Source organism: Stenotrophomonas sp. STEN029, assembly GCF_056760015.1.
The window spans coordinates 12,191-29,416 of sequence record NZ_JBRREC010000015.1; the positions used below are offsets into that span (position 1 = coordinate 12,191).

Annotated in this window: 14 protein-coding genes; 11 read left to right on the forward strand and 3 right to left on the reverse strand. The window is 64.6% G+C overall.

The window, feature by feature from the left end; genetic code table 11:
* Positions 1-231: 231 nt before the first annotated feature.
* The 3 genes from ACVOLI_RS05260 to ACVOLI_RS05270 are packed head-to-tail and all read right to left on the reverse strand — an operon-like array spanning position 232 to position 4,544.
* Positions 232-2,817 (reverse strand): sensor domain-containing protein, encoded by a 2,586-nt coding sequence (locus tag ACVOLI_RS05260; RefSeq protein ID WP_481533794.1) that lies wholly within the window; start codon positions 2,815-2,817, stop codon positions 232-234.
* Positions 2,814-3,707, reverse strand: a complete 894-nt coding sequence (locus ACVOLI_RS05265; protein WP_481533795.1) for a hydroxymethylglutaryl-CoA lyase — start codon at positions 3,705-3,707, stop codon at positions 2,814-2,816. The genes ACVOLI_RS05260 and ACVOLI_RS05265 overlap by 4 nt, the downstream gene beginning before the upstream one ends.
* Before the next feature lie 48 nt (positions 3,708-3,755).
* Positions 3,756-4,544, reverse strand: coding sequence for an enoyl-CoA hydratase-related protein (locus tag ACVOLI_RS05270; RefSeq protein WP_481533796.1), 789 nt, complete (start codon positions 4,542-4,544; stop codon positions 3,756-3,758).
* A 125-nt stretch (positions 4,545-4,669) separates the two neighbouring features.
* Here ACVOLI_RS05270 and ACVOLI_RS05275 point away from each other — a divergent pair, with 125 nt between their 5' ends.
* From ACVOLI_RS05275 to recJ, 11 genes are all read left to right on the forward strand, one after another.
* Entirely contained in the window at positions 4,670-4,918 is a 249-nt protein-coding gene (locus ACVOLI_RS05275) for a FeoA family protein (protein ID WP_282270780.1), read from the forward strand.
* Positions 4,915-6,771, forward strand: coding sequence for a ferrous iron transport protein B (gene feoB / locus ACVOLI_RS05280; protein WP_481533797.1), 1,857 nt, complete (start codon positions 4,915-4,917; stop codon positions 6,769-6,771). The genes ACVOLI_RS05275 and feoB overlap by 4 nt, the downstream gene beginning before the upstream one ends.
* Complete coding sequence (locus ACVOLI_RS05285; protein ID WP_296252139.1) at positions 6,771-7,025, forward strand: DUF6587 family protein; 255 nt, start codon at positions 6,771-6,773, stop codon at positions 7,023-7,025. The genes feoB and ACVOLI_RS05285 overlap by 1 nt, the downstream gene beginning before the upstream one ends.
* Positions 7,026-7,289: 264 nt before the next feature.
* Positions 7,290-7,796 carry a hypothetical protein gene (locus tag ACVOLI_RS05290; protein ID WP_481533798.1) on the forward strand — a complete coding sequence of 169 codons (507 nt, stop codon included), beginning with the start codon at positions 7,290-7,292 and terminating at the stop codon, positions 7,794-7,796.
* A gap of 51 nt (positions 7,797-7,847) precedes the next feature.
* Positions 7,848-8,579, forward strand: coding sequence for a 4-hydroxy-tetrahydrodipicolinate reductase (gene dapB, locus ACVOLI_RS05295; RefSeq protein WP_481533799.1), 732 nt, complete (start codon positions 7,848-7,850; stop codon positions 8,577-8,579).
* Between the two features lie 237 nt (positions 8,580-8,816).
* Positions 8,817-9,947, forward strand: coding sequence for a glutamine-hydrolyzing carbamoyl-phosphate synthase small subunit (gene carA / locus ACVOLI_RS05300; RefSeq protein ID WP_481533800.1), 1,131 nt, complete (start codon positions 8,817-8,819; stop codon positions 9,945-9,947).
* On the forward strand, positions 9,944-10,504 hold the full coding sequence (locus tag ACVOLI_RS05305; RefSeq protein ID WP_481533801.1) for a DUF2059 domain-containing protein: 561 nt from the start codon (positions 9,944-9,946) through the stop codon (positions 10,502-10,504). The genes carA and ACVOLI_RS05305 overlap by 4 nt, the downstream gene beginning before the upstream one ends.
* Before the next feature lie 54 nt (positions 10,505-10,558).
* A complete protein-coding gene (gene carB, locus ACVOLI_RS05310) occupies positions 10,559-13,801 on the forward strand; it encodes a carbamoyl-phosphate synthase large subunit (RefSeq protein WP_481533802.1) in 3,243 nt (1,080 codons plus the stop codon).
* 8 nt (positions 13,802-13,809) lie between these two features.
* Entirely contained in the window at positions 13,810-14,274 is a 465-nt protein-coding gene (gene greA / locus ACVOLI_RS05315) for a transcription elongation factor GreA (RefSeq protein WP_481533823.1), read from the forward strand.
* Between the two features lie 2 nt (positions 14,275-14,276).
* Positions 14,277-15,200, forward strand: a complete 924-nt coding sequence (locus tag ACVOLI_RS05320; protein WP_481533803.1) for a phosphoglycerate mutase — start codon at positions 14,277-14,279, stop codon at positions 15,198-15,200.
* On the forward strand, positions 15,193-16,920 hold the full coding sequence (gene recJ / locus ACVOLI_RS05325) for a single-stranded-DNA-specific exonuclease RecJ (RefSeq protein WP_481533804.1): 1,728 nt from the start codon (positions 15,193-15,195) through the stop codon (positions 16,918-16,920). Before ACVOLI_RS05320 ends, recJ begins: the two co-directional genes overlap by 8 nt.
* Positions 16,921-17,226 lie beyond the last annotated feature (306 nt).

Genomic DNA, 17,226 nt, shown 5'->3' on the forward strand with positions numbered 1-17,226 from the left:
GCTGATGCCGATCCGCGGCCAGCGGCTGCGGGCAGACCTGTGGCACAGGACCTGATACAGCGAGGCCGTAGACCGTTACATCCTGTCCTCGTCGGCAAGGTAGCCCGGGTAAGCGCAGCGCACCCGGGGAGCGGGATAGTTGGGGGACCTGGAGCATCTGCCGAAAGCCCCGGGTGCGCTGCGCTTACCCGGGCTACGGGGTGATTCCGATCTGTGCCAGGTTGGGGGTGATCAGACCTGTGGTACCGGGCCGGCGATGTCGGCCCTGGTCAGTTGCCGGCTGAAGTCAGGCGGCGACAGGCCAGGTGCAAACAGGAAGCCCTGGCCAACCGGCACGCCGAGCCCGAGCAGGAACTGGCGCTGCGCCTCGGACTCGATGCCTTCGGCGACCAGACCCAGGCCGAGGCTGCGGGCGATGCCACAGACCGCCTCGCAGACGGCGACGTCGGAAGGGTTGCCAGGTACACCGCTGATGAACAGCTGGCTGAGCTTGAGGCCGTGGATGGGCAGGGTGCGCAGGTAGTTGAGCGCGCTGTAACCCTCACCGAAGTCGTCGATGGTCAGCACCACGCCCATGGCGCGCAGCTCGGCAAAGGTGCGCAGGGTCGCCGGGGCGTCCTCGATCAATACGCGCTCGGTGAACTCAAGTTCCAAGGCGCTGCCGGGCAGGCCGTAATGGTCCAGCACCTCGCGCACCTGGCGCGCCAGGCGGTCGCCACTGAACTGGCGGTAGGAGACGTTGATCGCCACCCGCATCATGCCCAGCCCCTCGCGCTGCCACTCGCGGATCTGCCGGCAGGCCTGGTGCAGCACCCATTCGCCGATGCGCACGATGTCGCCGGTGTTCTCGGCATGGCTGATGAAGATGTCCGGGCGCAGCTCGCCGAGCTGGCGGCTGCGCCAACGGATCAGGGCTTCGCAGGCGATGGTCTGGCCGCTGCGCAGGTCAACCTGCGGCTGGTAGACCAGCCGGAACTCGTCACGGTCCAGGGCCTTGCGCAGGCGCCGCTCGATCTGCAGGCGGTCACGCTGGCGCCGGGCCAGTTCCGGCGAGAACAGCTGCCAGCCATTGCGGTCGCGGCGCTTGCATTCGTACATGGCCAGATCGGCGTTCTGGATCAGTTGCTGTGGGCGTACGCCGTCCTTGGGCGCGCGGGCAATACCAATGCTGGTAGTGACCGGGAATTCGTCCTTGCCGAACTGGAACGGCGGGACGAAGGCGCGGGTGATGGCCTCGGCCAGCTTTTCCGGTCGGCCTGGCAGTTCGCGGGCGTCGCAGGTGACCACGAACTCATCGCCGCCAAAGCGGGCAAGCAGGCCCTCGGTGCCGATCGCATCGGAAATGCGGCGGGTGGCTTCGATCAGCAGCAGGTCGCCGGCGTTGTGGCCGAGCACATCGTTGACGGTCTTGAACCGGTCCAGGTCGATGTAGAGCACCGCGACCTCGGCGTGCGAGGGGTTGCTCAGCCGGGCTTCCAGGTCGGTGAGTGCGGCGTCGCGATTCATGATGCCGGTCAGCGGGTCGGTGCGCGCCTGGTTCTTGAGGGTCTGCTCGGCATGCTTGGGCTCGGTGATGTCCTGCAGGGTGCCGGCGATACGGTTCGAGGCAAGGTCGCCAAGCTCCACTTCGCCGATCATCCTGATCCAGAAGCTGTGGCCGCTGGCGCGTTGGCCCTGCAGTTCCAGTTCGAACCCGGTGCGCTGCTCGACCACGCGTTCCATCGCATCGCGCAGTTGCTGGCGCGACAGGCTGTTCAGGCAGGCCAGTAGCTGCTCCAGATCGGTGGGAGGGGATTGCTGGCCAAGAATGCGCTGTGCCTCGCCGGTGAGGTAAAGCCGCTGCTGGCCACGGTCCCACTCCCAGCCGCCGATATGCGCCAGCGATTGGGCGCGGTCGAACAGGGCGTGGTCGCGCTTGAGTTCGGTGATGTCACTGAACAGGGAAAATACATGGTCGGGCAGGTCACAACCGGCCGAGAACACCGGCACCGTGGTGATCGAGATCCAGATCATCCGCCCGTTGGGGCGGTGGTACAGGCCGATGATGGTGCTGGGGATGGTCCTGCCTTCGGCAAACGAGCGGGTTACCGGCCAGTGCTCGGGCCGCAGCCGACGGCCGTGCTCATCGACGCTGATCCACTCGTCGCTGTGCAGCGGAACTTTGGCCGGGGCAATGCTGCCGAGGTTGAAAATGCGGTGTGCCGCAGGATTGGCGGAAATGATGCCCAGGTGGCGGTCAAACAGCATCACCCCCTTGTCGATGGACTCCAGCAGCAGGCGGTAACGGGTTTCGGCCTGCCAGCGCCGGCTCAGGTCGCGGGCGACGGCGACGATGCAATGTGCATCGTCGTGCTCGATGGTGGCCGAATGCACCTCCACCGGGAAGCGACTGCCGTCACCGCGCATGTTGGTGACTTCCACCACATAGGTTTCGCCACGATTGAGGGTTTCCCAGACCGGCTCAAGGTGGTCGGCCGGCAGGTCGGGATTGAGCAGCTCGATGGGCTGGCCGACGATCTCCTCGCGGGTACGGCCATAGGCGCGGACCCCGGCGCTGTTGACGTCCAGCACCACGCCGGTAGCGCTGAGGATGCTGACCGGGTCCGGCACTGCGTTGAACAGGGCGGCGTAGCGGCGTTGTGCCAGCCTTCGCTCGGCCATGGCCTCGGTCAGGGCTGAGCGGGCAGCAAGCAGGGCCTGCTGCAGGCTGATCGGCAGCGGTTGCTGAAGTGCATTGTCCAGTCCAGCCAGCGCGTCGACATGCGCGGCGCGGTGATCGCCGTCGTCAGATATCCCAAGCTGGCTGGTTCCGGTCATGACACTGTCAATGCCCTTCCTGTCTTGCTGCCTGTCTGCCGGCCCAGTCGTTCTGCGAGCCAGTTCCCCGTAGCGGCCAGCGCCGGCAGATCCACGCCGGTACGCATCCCCATGCCGTGCAGCATGTAAATAACATCTTCGCTGGCGACATTACCACTAGCACCGCGCGCATAGGGGCAGCCACCGGTGCCAGCCACGGCCGAATCCACCACCCGCACGCCTTCCTCCAGGCAGCTGGCGATATTGGCCAGGGCCTGCCCGTAGGTGTCGTGGAAATGCACGGCCAGGTCGGCGACCGGCAGTTCCGCGGCCACCGCCCGCAGCATCGCACGGGCCTTGAGTGGGGTGCCGACGCCGATGGTGTCGCCCAGTGATATTTCATGACAGCCCATGGCGTGCAGGCGAACAGCCACACGGACCACGTCGGCCAACGGCACTTCGCCCTGGTAGGGGCAGCCCAGTACCGTGGAGACATAGCCACGCACCCGCACACCGTCAGCCTTGGCGCGGGCCAGGATGGGTTCGAAGCGCTGCAGCGACTCATCGATGCCGGCATTGGTATTGGTGCGGTTGAACTGCTCGGAGGCGGCAGTAAACACGGCAACCTCGGTGACACCTACCGCCAGGGCGCGCTCGTACCCCTGTTCATTGGGCACCAGTACCGGGTAGCTGACGCCCGGCTTGCGCTGGATGCCTGCAAACACCTCGGCGGCGTCGGCCAGCTGCGGCACCCATTTCGGGCTGACAAAGCTGGTGGCTTCGATGCTGCGCAGGCCGGTAGCCGAGAGCCGGTCGATCAATTCGATCTTGTCGGCGGTGGCGACCTGCTGCTTCTCATTCTGCAGGCCGTCACGCGGGCCTACCTCGACGATACGGACGAAATCATTCATGGAGCGGTCTTTGGCTAAAGGAGGGCGCAGGTTGGGCAGGAGCGCGGATTACTGCGTGGTCCAACGGGGAGGGCGCTTCTCGAGGAAGGCGGTCAGCCCTTCGCGACCTTCATCGGAGGCGCGCAGGGCGGCGATCAGGCCGGCATTGGCACGGTCCAGCCCATCGCGGTCGCCCAGCGCAGCATGGACCTCGCGGACCAGTACCTTGGCGGATGCGGCGGCAACCGGGCCGGCCTTGCCCAGCAGGGTGAGCTGGGCCTGCACGGCGGCGTCCAAGGCATCGGCGGCTACTACCTGGTGGACCAGGCCGATCTGCTGCGCGGCAGTTGCGTCGAAATGCTCGCCGGTGGCGAACCAGCGCCGAGCCTGGCGCGGACCGATCGCTGCGATCACATAAGGGGAGATCACCGCGGGCAGCAGGCCGAGCCGGCTTTCGGTCAAGCCAAAGCGCGCGCCCTCGGCCGCAATGGCGATATCGCAGCAAGCGACCAGGCCAACGCCGCCGCCAAAGGCTGCGCCCTGCACGCGGGCGATGGTCGGCTTGGGCAGCTCATCCAGGGTGCGCATCAGTCGTGCCAGCGCCAGCGAGTCGATGCGGTTCTCTTCCTGGCTGGCGCTGGCCATGGAACGCATCCACTGCAGGTCGGCACCGGCCGAGAAGGAGGGGCCGGTACTTGCCAGCACCACGGCGCGCACGGCCGGGTCGGCGCCCAGGCTGGACAGGGTCTCGGTCAGGGATTGGATCAGCGCCGCGTCGAAGGCGTTGTGCAGGTCCGGCCGGTTCATGGAAAGGGTCGCTACCGCGCCCTGCTGCTGCACGAGCAGTGCATCGCTCATTGGTAATGCCTGTTTGAACGGTAATCCGACGAATCATAGCGGTGCAGGGGTGGGACGCCATGACGCAGCGCGGCGATGCTAGAATTGATAACCATTCTTATCAACTTTACATAGGCGCCCATTCAGTGACGTTGTCAGATTTGCCGCTGCATGCTTCAGCGCGCGTGGAAAGCGTTCAGGACCTGCATGCAAACGATGCGATCGCGCGCCGTCTGCGTGAACTGGGTTTCGTGAACGGAGAAGAAGTCCGTTTGGTTGCGCGGGGACCGGTCGGCGGCGAACCGCTGCTGTTCCAGGTCGGTTTCACCCGCTTTGCGCTGCGTCGTAGCGAGGCCGCGCGGGTCCAGATCAGCGCTGAAGGAGCACAGGCATGAGTACGGTGATCGCCAGGTTGGCGCTGGTGGGCAACCCGAACAGCGGCAAGACCGCGCTGTTCAATCAGCTGACCGGCAGCCGCCAGAAGGTGGCCAACTACACCGGCGTCACCGTCGAACGCAAGGAAGGCCGCATGCGTGGGCCGTCCGGGCAGGAGTATGCGGTGCTGGATCTGCCGGGCGCCTACAGCCTGCACCCGGCCAGCCTGGACGAGGCCATCACTCGTGATCTTTGTCGGGGTTTCTACCCTGGCGAAGCTGCGCCGGATGCGCTGATCTGCGTGATCGACGCGACCAACTTGCGCCTGCACCTGCGCTTTGCGCTGGAAGTGCGCGAGCTCGGCAAGCCGATGGTGGTGGCGCTGAACATGGTCGATGCCGCGCGCAAGCGTGGCATCGAGATCGATGTACCTGCACTTGAGAAAGCCTTGGGCGTGCCGGTGGTGGAAACCGTCGCGGTGCGTCACAACGGCGCGCGCGCGCTGGTCGAGCGCATCGATACCCTGATGCCAAAGCTCGACGCCATGCCGGTGCATGCGGCCGAGCCCGGTGCTGATTACCACGCGCAGGTGCGCGACATCCTGGCTTCCGCCGTGCGCATGCCCGCGCCCACCGCCAAGGTGGATGACGCGCTGGACCGTTGGTTGCTGCACCCGGTTTTCGGTCTGCTGACCCTGGCTGTGGTGATGTTCCTGATCTTCCAGGCGGTGTATGCCTGGGCGACGCCATTGATGGATGGCATCGAGGCCGCCTTTGGCTGGCTGGGGCCGGTGGTGGCCGAGAAGCTGCCGGAAGGGCCGCTCAGCAGCCTGCTGGTGGACGGCATCATTGCCGGTGTCGGCGGCGTGCTGGTATTCCTGCCGCAGATCCTGATCCTGTTCGCCTTCATCCTGGCATTGGAGGAGTCGGGCTATCTGCCGCGCGCTGCCTTCCTGCTGGATCGGATGATGGCCTCGGCCGGTTTGTCCGGGCGCTCGTTCATCCCGCTGCTGTCGAGTTTCGCTTGCGCGGTGCCGGGCATCATGTCCACCCGCTCGATCCAGGACCCGCGTGATCGCCTGGCCACCATTCTGGTGGCGCCGCTGATGACCTGCTCGGCGCGCCTGCCGGTGTACGCCTTGCTGATAGGTGCCTTCATCCCGGCCAAGACTGTGTGGGGCGTGTTCAACCAGCAGGGGCTGGTGCTGTTTGCCCTGTATGTGGCCGGCATCCTCAGTGCGTTGGTGATGTCGTGGACGATGAAGAAGTTCCGGCGCGACAAGAGCGAGCATCCCTTGATGCTGGAGCTGCCGTCCTACCGTCTGCCCAATCCGCGCGACCTGCTGGTGGGTCTGTACGAGCGCGCGATGATCTTCCTCAAGCGCGTGGGCGGCATCATTCTGTCGCTGACCATCCTGTTGTGGTTCCTGCTGTCGTACCCGGGCGCACCCGAGAACGCGACCATGCCGGCCATCGATTACAGCTTCGCCGGCCAGATCGGCCATGCGATGGCGGTGATCTTCGCCCCGCTGGGTTTCAACTGGCAGATCTGTATTGCCTTGATCCCGGGCATGGGTGCGCGCGAGGTGGCGGTGTCTTCGCTGGCCACGATCTATGCCTTGTCGGCGGCCGATGACGACGCTGCCATCCAGGCGCTGACCCCGGTGATCAGCGATGGCTGGACCTTGGCGACCGGCTTGTCGCTGATGGTCTGGTTCATCTACGCGCCGATGTGCATTTCCACCTTGGCCACGATCAAGCGTGAGACCAACTCGTGGAAGCAGATGGCCTTCGCCACGGTCTACCTGTTCGGCGCGGCCTATCTGGCGGCGTTCGTCACCTACCAGGTGGCGGTGGCACTGGGAGCCGGCTGATGGACAAGGGCCTGCTGCTGCAATACCTGATCATCGCCGTGGCGGTGCTGGTCAGTGCCTGGGTGGTGCTGAAGAAGCAGTTTCCGGGCGTATTGCGCAAGCTGCGCGGCGTGTTGGCGCTGTGGCTGGTGAAGCCGCAGCGTTCGCCGAGGCTGCAGGCCTGGGGACGACGTCTGGCGCCGCCGGCAGCCAGCGCTGCAGGGGCATGCGGCGGCTGCAACAGCTGCGGGCCAAGCGAGCCTAAGCAGCATTGAGCAATACGACAACGCCGGGGAAACCCGGCGTTGTTGCCTTTGCAGGCAGGAGCAATTGGATCGCGCGCGTTGCAGCGGTGTCCTGGCTTGGCAGAGGGGGAGCCCGGGTGCGCTGCGCTTACCCGGGCTACGGTGCTGGCTGCGCATCGCTGGGTCGTTCGGCCGGACCGCGGGGCTGGCAGTGGTGCAGGCAAGGCTTGGATGTTCGTTGAAGCATCGTGGCTGTACACTGCGTCGATTGCACGGAGCAACCAGGGGAAAGACATGAAGTCATTGATTGGCGTTGTGATGTTGGTCGTGGTGTTGGCTGCAGGTGGTTCGTTCTATCTGCGTGGTGGCAACAAGATCACCGAGTCACAGGTGCGCGCGCTGTACCTGCGCGCCGACCAGGCGCTTGCAGCAGGCGACGACAAGCCGCTGTGCGAGATGTTGTCGAAAGACTATGTGCAGACCACGGTAACCAAGACCGAAACCCAGCAGGCCGAACAGCGCTATGACAGGGAGCAGTACTGCGCCTCCTTGGCTCAAAGCATGAGCCAGCTGCGCCAGTTCCGGGAAACCTTCGGTGGTCGCATGCCGCTGCGCTACGAGCAGAAGGTGAACAGCATCAGTATTGCCAGTGATGGTCGTTCGGCCGAGGTTGAGGTATCGGCCATTGTCGAAATGGCGGGCGTGCGCATGGTCAGCCGCGGCCGCGACACGGTGGAACGCAGCCGCTGGCGGACCTATATGACCGGCAGTCGTTCGATTACCCATGTCGGCAGGATGTAATCGCGCGCTGTGCGCTTGTGTGTTGGGCTGCTGAAGCGTTAGCGTGCCGGCATGAATACGATTCCAACCCGTTTGCTGATCCATGGCGCCTCCGGCCGCATGGGCCAAGCCCTGCTGCGTCTTGCGGCAGAAGATTCCTCGTTGCAGGTGGTCGCCGCGGTGGTGCGCAAACCGCCAATCCAGCGCGTGATCGACGGCATTCCGCATTTCGCCGCCAGCGAGCTGTCTGGTACGCCTGCATTTGATGTGGCGATCGATTTCAGCCTGCCGGAGGGCTTTGATCCGGTGCTGGCGCTGTGCGTGGAGCGCGGTGTGGGACTGGTATCGGGTACAACCGGCATCAGTGAGGTGCAGCAGGCCGCTTTAGCTGCAGCCGCGAACAAGATCCCTCTGGTTTGGGCGACCAATTTCAGTCTCGGCGTGGCAGTGCTGGCCGAGCTGGTGGAGCGTGCCGCGGCAGCGTTGCCTGGCTGGGACTGCGACATCGTCGAGTCCCATCACGTGCACAAGAAGGACGCCCCTTCCGGTACCGCGTTGACACTGGGGGAGTCGGCCCAGCATGGCGGTGCGGAGCCGCGTTACGCCAGCCTGCGTGCCGGCGACATCATCGGCGAGCACTTCGTTCAGTTCACCGGACTTGGCGAGCGAGTGGAGCTGGTGCACCGGGCTACCAATCGGGACATTTTCGCGCGCGGGGCGCTGCACGCGGCCAAGCAACTGCGCCAGCGCAGTCCGGGGCAGTACCGGGTGCGGGATCTGGTTGGGACGTCCGGGCAGGCCTGAAACAGCTGAATGCGCGGCACTTTCCTTCCGGAACATGGCTTTTGTCACCACTGAACAGCTGAAGAGAGGCGAACGGGGCGCTGGCGTTGGTGCCCCCTTGCCTTTACAATTCCGGCTCGCCGAAACACGTTAGCCGGACCGGTTCCCAGACCGCCGTCCGCGCTTTTTTGCAACCGGTTTTTGACCGTGAACGCAGGCGTGGCTTCGGAGTCCCCCGGTAGCCAAAGTGAGATTCCCGTGACCCAAGCCGCAATTCTCGTGCTCGAAGACGGCACCGTATTCGAGGGCGAATCCGTAGGCGCGCCCGGCCTATCCGTGGGTGAGGTGGTGTTCAACACCGCCATGACCGGTTACCAGGAAATGCTGACCGATCCGTCCTACGCCCGGCAGATGATCACCCTGACGTATCCGCATATCGGCAACACCGGTATGAACGACCAGGACGATGAAGCCTCCAAGGTATGGGCATCGGGCCTGATCGTTCGCGATGTGCCGCGTCGCCCAAGCAACTGGCGCAACCAGGTGTCGCTGCAGGATTGGTTGATCCAGCGCGGCGTGGTGGCCATCTCCGGCATCGATACCCGCAAGCTGACCCGCATCCTGCGTGAGCGCGGCGCCCAGAACGCTGCGCTGATGGCTGGCCCCGACATCGATGTCGAAAAGGCGCTGGAAGCCGCCCGCAAGTTCCCCGGCCTGAAGGGCATGGATCTGGCCAAGGTGGTCAGCACCGACAAGTCCTATGGCTGGACCGAAGGCCAGCTGGACCTGGACCGCAACGAATTCGTGCGCGCCGAACCGAAGTTCAAGGTTGTGGCCTATGACTTCGGCGTCAAGACCAACATTCTGCGCATGCTGGCCGAGCGCGGTTGCGAGTTGACCGTGGTGCCTGCCCAGACGCCCGCTGCCGAAGTGCTGGCGCTGAAGCCGGACGGTGTGTTCCTGTCCAACGGCCCGGGCGACCCGGAACCCTGCGATTACGCCATCAGCGCGATCAAGACCTTCGTCGAGCAGAAGGTCCCGACCTTCGGTATCTGCCTCGGCCACCAGCTGCTCGGCCTGGCCGCAGGCGCCAAGACCATGAAGATGGGCCACGGCCACCACGGTGCCAACCACCCGGTGCAGGACATCGACGACGGCCGGGTGATGATCACCTCGCAGAACCACGGCTTCGCCATCGACGAAAGCGTGCTGCCTGCCAATGTGCGGGTCACCCACCGCTCGCTGTTCGACCAGACCATCCAGGGCATCGCGCTGACCGATGCGCCGGCGTTCTCCTTCCAGGGCCACCCGGAAGCCTCGCCGGGTCCGCGTGACGTGGCACCGTTGTTTGACCGCTTCATCACCCTGATGGAAGGGGCCAAGGCGTGAGCAAGGCGCGCTGGCTGATGTTGCCGGCGCTGCTGGTCACCTCGGTGGCCAGCGCGGCGCCAGTGACCGCGCAGGAGATCCGCGATCTGCTGCCGCTGACCGGCTTCGAGCGCATGGGCAATGACGCGGCCACGTCCATGTTGGCCAATGTCACGCTCTTCCCGCAGATTCCGGCAGCACAACGCGCGTGCCTGGCCACGCCGATCGGCGAGGTGCTCAATGAAGCACTGGTGGATCGCCTGGTCGCCAATCTTGGCAACGACGGGCAGCAGCACCTCAAGCGCTGGCAGGCGTTCTATTCAAGCCAGGGCGGCAAGCGCATGGTCGCGACCCAGCGCCAGATGATGTACGGCACCGCCTTGCCCGCCGAGTTCGAGGGCGAGCCCAGCGAGCTGGAGCGCAAGCAGGTAGGCGAGTTCATGGCCAGCGGCTCCTATGAAGCCTTGGGTGCCGTGCTTGCGGAGCTGGGCGAGATGCCCGATGGCCTGCCGCTGCGCATGAGCGAGCGCATCCAGAGCCAATGCGGTGTCACGATTGATCCAGAAGAGTTTTCCTGATCGACAGCGTGCGATCACTTCCCCCAGACACGCTGTACTGACTTAGAGAAGAAAATGCCAAAGCGCACCGACCTAAAAACCATCCTGATCATCGGCGCCGGCCCGATCGTCATCGGCCAAGCCTGTGAGTTCGACTACTCCGGCGCGCAGGCGTGCAAGGCGCTGCGTGACGAGGGTTACCGCGTGGTGTTGGTGAACTCCAACCCGGCCACGATCATGACCGACCCGGAGATGGCCGATGCCGTCTACATCGAGCCGATCAACTGGCAGACGGTCGAGAAGATCATCGACAAGGAGCGCCCCGACGCGCTGCTGCCGACCATGGGCGGCCAGACCGCGCTGAACTGCGCGCTGGACCTGGCTGACCACGGTGTGCTGGAGAAGTACAACGTCGAGCTGATCGGTGCCAAGCGCGAAGCCATCCGCATGGCCGAAGACCGCGAGCTGTTCCGCGTGGCGATGGGCGAGATCGGCCTGGAATGCCCGACCGCCGCCGTTGCCCACACGCTGGAAGAGGCGCTGGAAATCCAGACCCGCGTTGGCTACCCGACCATCATCCGTCCGTCCTTCACCCTCGGCGGCAGCGGCGGCGGCATCGCCTACAACCGCGAAGAGTTGATCGAGATCGTTGGCCGTGGCCTGGAACTGTCGCCGACCACCGAAGTGCTGGTGGAAGAATCGGTGCTGGGCTGGAAGGAATTCGAAATGGAAGTGGTCCGCGACACCGCGGACAACTGCATCATCGTCTGCTCGATCGAGAACCTGGACCCGATGGGCGTGCACACCGGTGACTCGATCACCGTGGCACCGGCACAGACCCTGACCGACAAGGAATACCAGCGCCTGCGCGATGCCTCCATCGCCGTGCTGCGCAAGATCGGCGTGGATACCGGCGGTTCGAACGTGCAGTTCGGCATCAGCCCGACCACCGGCCGCGTGGTGGTGATCGAGATGAATCCGCGCGTGTCGCGTTCCTCGGCACTGGCCTCCAAGGCCACCGGCTTCCCGATCGCCAAGGTCGCAGCCAAGCTGGCTGTCGGTTACACCCTGGACGAATTGAAGAACGAAATCACCGGCGGCCTGACCCCGGCCTCGTTCGAGCCGTCCATCGACTACGTCGTCACCAAGATTCCGCGCTTTGCCTTCGAGAAGTTCCCGGCCGCCGACGCGCGCCTGACCACCCAGATGAAGTCGGTGGGCGAGGTGATGGCGATGGGCCGCACCTTCAAGGAATCGCTGCAGAAGGCACTGCGTGGCCTGGAAACCGGCAAGGTCGGCCTCGACCCGACCGAGCTGGACCTGGGCAACGAAGACGACGTCGCCACCATGAAGCGCGAGCTCAAGGCCCCGGGCCCGGAGCGTCTGTTCTACGTCGGCGATGCCTTCCGCACCGGCATGAGCGTGGAAGAAATCTACGGCCTGTCGCATATCGACCCGTGGTTCCTCGACCAGATCGAAGAGATCATCGCTGACGAAAAGCAGGTGCATGCCGAAGGCATCGATTCGCTGAACGCAGCGCGCCTGCGCAAGCTCAAGCGCGCCGGTTTCTCCGACGCTCGCCTGGCGCAGCTGACTGGCACCAATGAAGCGGCTATCCGTGCACTGCGTCGCGCCCACAAGGTGCGTCCGGTCTACAAGCGTGTTGACTCCTGCGCCGGCGAGTTCGCTACCGGCACCGCCTACCTGTACTCGACCTACGAGGACGAGTGCGAGGCCGCACCGAGCAACCGCGACAAGATCATGATCCTGGGCGGTGGCCCGAACCGCATCGGCCAGGGCATCGAGTTCGACTACTGCTGCGTGCACGCTGCGCTCGCCCTGCGCGAGGATGGTTTTGAAACCATCATGGTCAACTGCAACCCGGAAACCGTTTCGACCGATTACGACACCTCCGACCGCCTGTACTTCGAGCCGCTGACGCTGGAAGACGTGCTGGAGATCGTCGAGCTGGAGCAGCCCAAGGGCGTGATCGTGCAGTACGGCGGCCAGACCCCGCTGAAGCTGGCGCGTGCGCTGGAAGCCAATGGCGTGCCGGTGATCGGTACCTCGCCGGACTCCATCGACCTGGCCGAAGACCGTGAGCGCTTCCAGCAGCTGGTCGAGAAGCTCGGCCTGAAGCAGCCGCCGAACCGCATCGCCCGCAATGACCAGGAAGCCCTGCTGCTGGCCCGCGAGATCGGCTACCCGCTGGTGGTGCGCCCGAGCTACGTGCTTGGCGGCCGTGCAATGGAAATCGTCTACAGCGAAGCCGACCTGGCCCGCTACGTGCGCGACGCGGTCAAGGTGTCCAACGATTCGCCGGTGCTGCTGGACCACTTCCTCGATGCCGCGGTCGAAGCCGACGTCGACATCATCTGCGACAAGGACGGCAAGGTCCTGATCGGCGGCGTGATGGAGCACATCGAAGAAGCCGGCGTGCACTCCGGTGACTCGTCCTGCTCGCTGCCGCCGTACTCGCTGTCGGCTGAAACCCAGGCCGAACTGCGCCGCCAGGTCACCGAGCTGGCCAAGGCACTGCAGGTCGTCGGCCTGATGAACACCCAGTTCGCGATCCAGTCCGATGCTGATGGCAACGACGTGATCTACCTGCTGGAAGTCAACCCGCGTGCATCGCGCACCGTGCCGTTCGTGTCCAAGGCGACCGGCATGGCGCTGGCCAAGATCGCCGCCCGCTGCATGGCCGGCAAGACGCTTGCCGAGCAGGGCGCGACCAAGGAAATCGTGCCGGATTACTACTCGGTGAAGGAAGCGATCTTCCCGTTTGCCAAGTTCCAGGGCGTCGATCCGATCCTCGGGCCGGAGATGCGCTCCACCGGTGAGGTGATGGGTGTAGGCCGTACCTTCAGCGCAGCGTTCGCACGTGCGCAGGAAGCCGGCAGCATCAAGACCCCGCCGGTCGGCAAGGTCTTCATCTCGGTGCGCGACGCTGACAAGCAGCGCGTGATGCCGGCGGTGCAGGGGCTGGTCGAACGCGGCTACTCGCTGGTGGCTACCCGTGGCACCGCCGCGTGGTTGCAGCAGCATGGCTATACCTGTGACGTCGTCAACAAGGTAGTTGAAGGCCGTCCGCATATCGTGGACAGCATCAAGAATGGCGAGATCGTCTACATCGTCAACACGACCGAAGGCCGTGCTGCGATCAACGACTCGTTCTCGATCCGCCGCGAGGCACTGCAGAACCGCATCACGTACTCCACCACCGTTGCTGGCGCCAAGGCGCTGGTGCAGTCGCTGGAGTTCCGTGGTACCGGTCCGGTGTTGTCGCTGCAGGAACTGCACAAGGAGCTGAATGCATGAGAGCCCCCATCACGATGAAAGGCGCCAAGCGCCTGCGTGACGAACTGGATCACCTGAAGTCGGAGAAGCGCCCGAAGGTCATCGCCGCCATCGCCGAAGCACGCGAGCACGGTGACCTGAAGGAGAACGCCGAGTACCACGCCGCACGCGAAGAGCAGGGCTTCATCGAAGGCCGCATCAAGCAGCTGGAAGGTGAACTGTCACATTCGGAGATCATCGACATCAGCAAGCTCAACGCTGGCAGCAAGGTGGTGTTCGGTGCGACGGTGACCCTGGCTGACGTCGAGAGCGACGAAGAAAAGCGTTACCAGATCGTTGGTGACCTGGAAGCGGACATCAAGCTGGGCTTGATCGCCATTTCCTCGCCGGTGGCGCGTGCACTGATCGGCAAGCACGAAGGCGACGCCATCGCCATCGACGCGCCGGCTGGCCAGCGCGAGTACGAAATCGTCAGCGTCGAATACCTCGACTGACGATGGCCAAAGCCACGCTGCTGCTGCCCGCGCGCAGCCGTTTTCCGGCAGGCGAACTGCCGGCGCAGGTGGCCATGGCCCTGGGCCGTGCCGAGCGCTCGCTCGGTACGGCCGGTGAATCGGCGCAGCTGCGCCGTCACTTCAGCGTGCAGCCGGCCGCCTGGTCGGCTGCCGCCTTGACCCGCCAGACCGATGCCGGCGACGCCGCGGGCGGCTTCTGGCTGCGTGCCGATCCAGCCAATATCGTGCCGGACATGCAGGGGGCGCGTCTGATGGCGGCGGCCGAGACGCTGCGCTTGGAGCAGACTGACGTTGACGCCTTGTTACCCGCGCTGCAGCCGTTGTTCGCTGGTTTCGGCTACCAATTGGATGCACCGACGCCCTCGCGTTGGTACCTGCGTCTGCCGGCTGACACGCCACTGCCCGAGTTTGCAGAGCCGGATGTGGTGCTCGGCGACGATTTGTTCTCGCATCTGCCCAACGGAGAGAACGGACGCCGTTGGCGCGCGTTGTTGACCGAAACGCAGGTGGTCCTGCACCAGCATCCATGGAATGAACAACGCGTGGCGCAAGGCCAGCGTGCGGTCAATTCACTGTGGTTCTGGGGCGCTGGCAGCCTGCCGGCATCGGTACATACCGCGCACGCGCAGGTGCGCAGCCGTGATGCCCTGGTGCAGGGTTTGGCTGCGATGGCCGGGGTGCGCCTGGGCGGCGAGCAGAGCGTGGATGCGTTGGTCGATCTGCGCCAACTGCGTTCGCTGCAGCAGCTCGCTCGGGATGCAATCGCCCCCTTGCTCGATGCACTCAAGCGTGGCGAACTCAGCGAGTTGCAGCTGGATTTCGAAGACGGTACCGGCTATCGCATCACCCGCGGGCAGCGTTGGCTCCTGTGGAAGAAACCGATCATGACGCTTGCTGATGAGTGACAGTTTGAAGATCGTTCGCCGCGACATGGTCGCGGTCGACGGCTGGAACGATGAAACCCTGCCGTTGCTGCGGCGCATCTATGCAGCACGTGGTGCTACCACGCCAGAGCAGGCGCAGCCACGACTGGCCCAGTTGCATGCACCTGATCTACTCGGCGGCATGCAGGCTGCGGTGCAGTTGCTGGCCGCTGCAATCGCCAACGACAAGCGCATTCTCATCGTCGGTGATTTCGACTGCGACGGCGCCACGGCCTGTGCGGTAGGCGTGCGTGGTCTGCGTATGCTGGGCGCACGCGATGTGGTGCATGCCGTGCCGAACCGGATGGTGCATGGCTACGGCCTATCGCCGTCGCTGGTCGAAGAACTTGCCGCGTTGAAGCCGGGCCTGCTGGTCACGGTCGACCACGGCATTGCCTGTCATGCAGGCGTGCGCGCAGCAAAAGCCTTGGGTTGGCAGGTGCTGGTCACCGATCACCATCTTCCTGGTGAGCAGCTACCACCGGCTGACGCGATCGTCGATCCGAATGTGGACGGTGACGCATTCCCCAGCAAAGCGCTGGCCGGTGTCGGCGTCATCTTCTACGTGTTGATGGCGTTGCGTCGGCACCTGCGCGAGCAGGCAGCATTCGGGACCCAGCCGGAACCTGATCTGCTGACGCTGCTGGACCTGGTCGCCGTCGGCACTGTCGCCGATCTGGTGGCACTGGATGAGAACAATCGCGCCCTGGTTTCAGCGGGCTTACGCCGTCTGCGCGCTGGCAAGGCCAGCGTCGGCCTGCAGGCCTTGATCGAGGTGAGTGGACGCGACCCGCGTCGGCTCAGCGCCAGCGACATCGGTTACGCCGTTGCGCCGCGTTTGAATGCGGCAGGGCGTCTGGAAGACATGGCGCTGGGAATTGAGCTGTTGTTGACCGAAGATCCAGCACAGGCACGGGAGATCGCCACGCTGCTGGAAGAGATCAATGCCGAGCGCCGCGCCGTGCAGCAGATCATGACCGACGATGCCGAACGTGCGGTTGCCCGCGCCGTGTTGGATGACGACATGCAGCGCCCCGTCGCGGCTTGTCTGTTCGACGCTGAGTGGCACCCGGGCGTGGTGGGCCTGGTTGCATCGAAGATGAAGGACCGCCTGCATCGGCCGGTGATTGCCTTTGCACCAGCTGAACCCGGTGGCGATGCGCTGCGTGGTTCGGCGCGTTCGATCAGCGGCTTCCACATCCGTGATGCCTTGGCTGCGATCAACGCCAATCATCCGGGATTGATGGAGAAGTTCGGTGGCCACGCGATGGCTGCGGGGCTGAGTTTGCCATTGGCAAATCTGGATGCATTCAAGGCGGCCTTCGAACAGCAGGTGCAGCGCAGTCTGGACCCGGCATTGCTGCAACAGCAGTTGCTCAGCGATGGGGAGTTGTCGCCTGCCGAACTGGATTTCCAGCACGCCGAAGCACTGCGTCTTGCCGGCCCGTGGGGGCAGGGCTTCGCTGAACCTTTATTTGACGGTGCTTTCGAAGTGCTTGAATGGCGCGTACTCAAGGAGCGCCATCTGAAGTTCGTATTGCGTCAGACCGGCAGCGCGGCGCGGATCAATGCGATCCATTTCAGCGGCTGGACCGGCACCGCACCCGCGCAGCATGTACAGCTCGCCTACCGACTGGTGAGCGACGACTATCGCGGCGGCAAAGCCATCCAATTGATCGTCGAGCACTGCGCATCCGTTTGACCTGACGCGTGCGCACCTCCCGTAGTGCCGAGCCATGCTCGGCAGGGGCTTCCCCCCCCCGATCCATCAATACTCGTAGCACGCCCCCCGGGTGTGGGCAGCGCATCAGGAAACGCAGGCAGAAAGCCTGAAGAAATTCTGGTTCCTTTCCTCGGTTGCGCTGCGCTTACCCGGGCGACAACACTTGTCTGCGCGGCTTTATGTGATCTACATCGCTAAAGACGTGTCTCGAATGTCCAGACAACAAACACCTTCTGTAAGCCGCCGATAGCAGAATCCGCGCAGTTCACCGCCAAGCCGCGATTT